The sequence below is a fragment of the Streptomyces sp. genome (assembly GCF_035644915.1).
GTDB lineage: Bacteria > Actinomycetota > Actinomycetes > Streptomycetales > Streptomycetaceae > Streptomyces.
The window spans coordinates 1-3,009 of the sequence record NZ_DASQNP010000038.1 but is presented as its reverse complement, the minus strand read 5'-3'; the positions used below and the strand labels follow the sequence as shown (position 1 = coordinate 3,009).

Annotated in this window: 3 protein-coding genes; 1 reads left to right on the top strand and 2 read right to left on the bottom strand. The window is 74.4% G+C overall.

The genetic code is table 11. The annotated features are described in order from the left end of the window. Positions 1 to 86: 86 nt before the first annotated feature. On the bottom strand, positions 87 to 236 hold the full coding sequence (locus VE546_RS04360; RefSeq protein WP_324918548.1) for a hypothetical protein: 150 nt from the start codon (positions 234 to 236) through the stop codon (positions 87 to 89). Positions 237 to 652: 416 nt separating this feature from the next. Further along, positions 653 to 1,513 (bottom strand): hypothetical protein, encoded by an 861-nt coding sequence (locus VE546_RS04355; RefSeq protein WP_324918545.1) that lies wholly within the window; start codon positions 1,511 to 1,513, stop codon positions 653 to 655. Positions 1,514 to 1,763: 250 nt separating this feature from the next. On the opposite strand from VE546_RS04355, the gene VE546_RS04350 reads away from it, so the two are divergent. After that, the coding region (locus VE546_RS04350; protein WP_324918542.1) for a lactonase family protein at positions 1,764 to 3,009 on the top strand (1,246 nt) is incomplete at its 3' end.

Sequence of the window (3,009 nt, the reverse complement as noted above, 5' to 3'; positions counted from 1 at the left end):
CATCCGGTCACCTTCTGGACGTACCTTCCCCAGCCCGACACCCTGGTGCCCGCGGCGCGGCTCGCAGAACCGCTGTACGCCTTGCATCAGTTGCCCGCCCCGCCGTTCCGGCTCAGGTCGCTGGACAACGTCTCGGCGATCCGCGCTTCCCTCAAGGCGATCACCACGCTGCCGGAGGAGTCGCTCCGTTTCCTCTCCCGGCGGATCGACCGGTTGGAGAAGCAACTCGCGGACATTTCCTATGAGTTGCCCCCGGCCGTCCTTCAAGGAGATCCCCAGCACCGCAACGCCCTGTACGACGGTGATCGGACCGTGCTGTGCGACTGGGACACCGTGGCCTGGGGTCGGCCCGAGTGGGACCTGACGACCATCGAGATCCACTGCCGTCGCTTCGGCTACGGCCCCGAGCACTACGGGGACTTCGCGCGGGCGTACGGCTACGACGTCACGGACTGGCCCGGGTATCCCGTCCTGCGGGACATCCGGGAACTGCGGATGATCACCACCAACGCCCGCAAGGCCGCCCGCACCCCCCGGGGCCATGGCCGAGGTGGAGCGCCGCATCGTGGGGCTGCAGAACGAGGACACCCGGCTGCGCTGGAACATACTGTGACGCGGCGTCCACCGGTCCGTTCGGCCGCAGGGCTGGCTGTCAGCGCCCGCAGCCGACGCGTTCGGTGGACAGGGCCAGGTCGTCCAGCAGCAGGTCGTAGGAGTCCGGGGTGGGGTTGCCCTGGTAGAGCTGCCAGCCGATGCGGACGGTGTCGACGTCGGGGAAGACGAAGTCGACGGGGTTGCCGCCGTGCCGGGTGGTGGTGACGGTCAGGTCGGGCTGGGGCCGTCCGTCGATCCACACCGAGACGCGGTTGTCGGAGGCGTCCATCTCCCACTCCAGGCAGGTCCACCGTCCCGCCTCGGCCGGGGCGGACTCGCGCCAGTCGGTCCAGTCGCCCGTGGGGCCGCCGTCGGAACCCACGCCCCACAGCGGGACGCCGTCGCCGACGGTGGGCACGTACTGGCCGCCGATCGGCCGGACGACGCTGCCGTCGCCGCGGCCGGTGGCCTCGACCAGGGTGAAGTGGGCCCAGTCCGGGGCGGTGGGGAAGGCGTCGACCCGCACCCGCATCCGGCCGAAGAAGCTGTTGCCGGGGGCGTCGAAGTCGTCGACCTCCAGGAAGGCGTGGCCGTTGCCCTCGGTGCGCACGTGGAGCACCTGCCCCGGCCGGTGCTTCCCGCCGTGCCGGCGGTCGCGCTCGACGGCCAGCGTCCCGTGCCGGGTGTCCACGCCCCAGTCCGGGCTGGTGCCGGCCCCGCGCGGCAGGTCCTCGAAGTCCTCGCAGAACAGCAGCGGGTTCCCGGCTCTCGGGGCCGGGCAGCCGCCGTGCGGGCGGTCGCCGTGGCGGTCGTGCGCGGGTGCGGCGCCGCCGGTGGCAGCCACCGCGGTGACGGCGGCCAGGAGGAGGGCGCCGAACAGACCGGAGGAGCGGCGTCCGGTACGGCGGGGGAGGCGCATGGCGGTCTCTCCGTCGGGTGGTCGGTGGAAGGGCGCGCCGATTGCTATGGGAGCGCTCCCAGTGTGGTCTCGGGCACCCTACGGCAACCCGCCGCTTCCGGCCAGGTGTCGGGCGACGGCGAGTCACGTCTGCCTCTGGACAAGGGAGTTGATGCCGGGCACCCCGTCCGTACGCCCTCTTCCCCGGCCGGGCGCGGCCGTGGATCCTTGACGGGCATTTCCTGGGAGCGCTCCCCGACCGGAGGAACCGATGACGGAACAGACACGGCGACCGACGCGGCGCGAGGCCCTGGCCCTGTCCGGCGCCCTGCTCGGCGCGACCGCCGGAGGACTCGCGCTCGCCCCGGACGCCTTCGCGCGCCCGAGACCGGGCGCGAGCCGGCCGAGGGTCTACCTGGGCGCCTACACCGGCGGCGACACCGCCCACGGCATCGGGCTGGCGAGCGCCGACCGGGACACCGGCGGCCTCCGGCTGGACGGGGTGGTCCCCACCGCGGACCCCTCCTTCCTGGCGCTGTCGGCGACCGGACGCGTCCTGTACGCGGTCAACGAGACCACCGACGGCCGGGTCTCCGCCTTCGAACTGGCCCCGGACGGCACCGTCCGCCGCTTGCTGGGCAGCGCCCCGAGCGGGGGAGCCCACCCGTGCCACCTCAGCCTCCACCCCGGCGGACGCCACCTGTTCACGGCCAACTACACCTCCGGCACGGTGGCCGTCGTGGCGCTGCGGCCCGACGGCGGCCCGGGCGAGGTCGTGCAGGTGGTGCGGTACACCGGCGCCGGCCCCGACCCGGAGCGGCAGACCGGGCCGCACGCCCACATGGTGCTGCCCGACCCCACCGGCGACCGGCTGTTCGGCGTCGACCTGGGCACCGATTCCGTCCACGTCCACCGGTTCGACGTCGGCCGCGGCCTGCTGACGGAGGAGAGCGTGGCGAAGATGCCGGCCGGCTCCGGCCCCCGGCACCTGGCCCTCCACCCCGGCGGGCGCACCGCCTACGTCCTGGGCGAACTGGACTCCACGGTCACCTCGTGCGCGTACGACGCCCGCCGGGGCACCCTCACCCCGGTCGCCACCGTCCCGATCCTGCCCGAGGACGCCGACCCGATCCCCAGCACCGCCGCCGAGGTGCTGGTCTCGGCGGACGGGCGGTTCGTGTACGCCTCCAATCGCGGCCACGACACCATCACCGTCCTCGCCGTCGACGCCTCGGACGAGACCCGGCTCCGCCGCGTCTCCCACCACCCCAGCGGGGGCGCCTCGCCCCGCCACATGGCCTTCGACCCCGCCCAGCGCCTGCTGTACGCGGCCAACCAGCGCTCCGGCACGGTCACCGTCCTCCGCCGCGACCCCGTCGGCGGCGGGCTGTCCCCGGCCGGGGAGCCCCTGGCCTTCTCCCAGGCGGTGTGCGTGCTGCCCGCCGCGCCCGGCCGCCCCTGCCCCCGGCTCGGCTCGGCTCGGTCACGGGCCCGGACGGACGGCAGCCCCCGTCCGT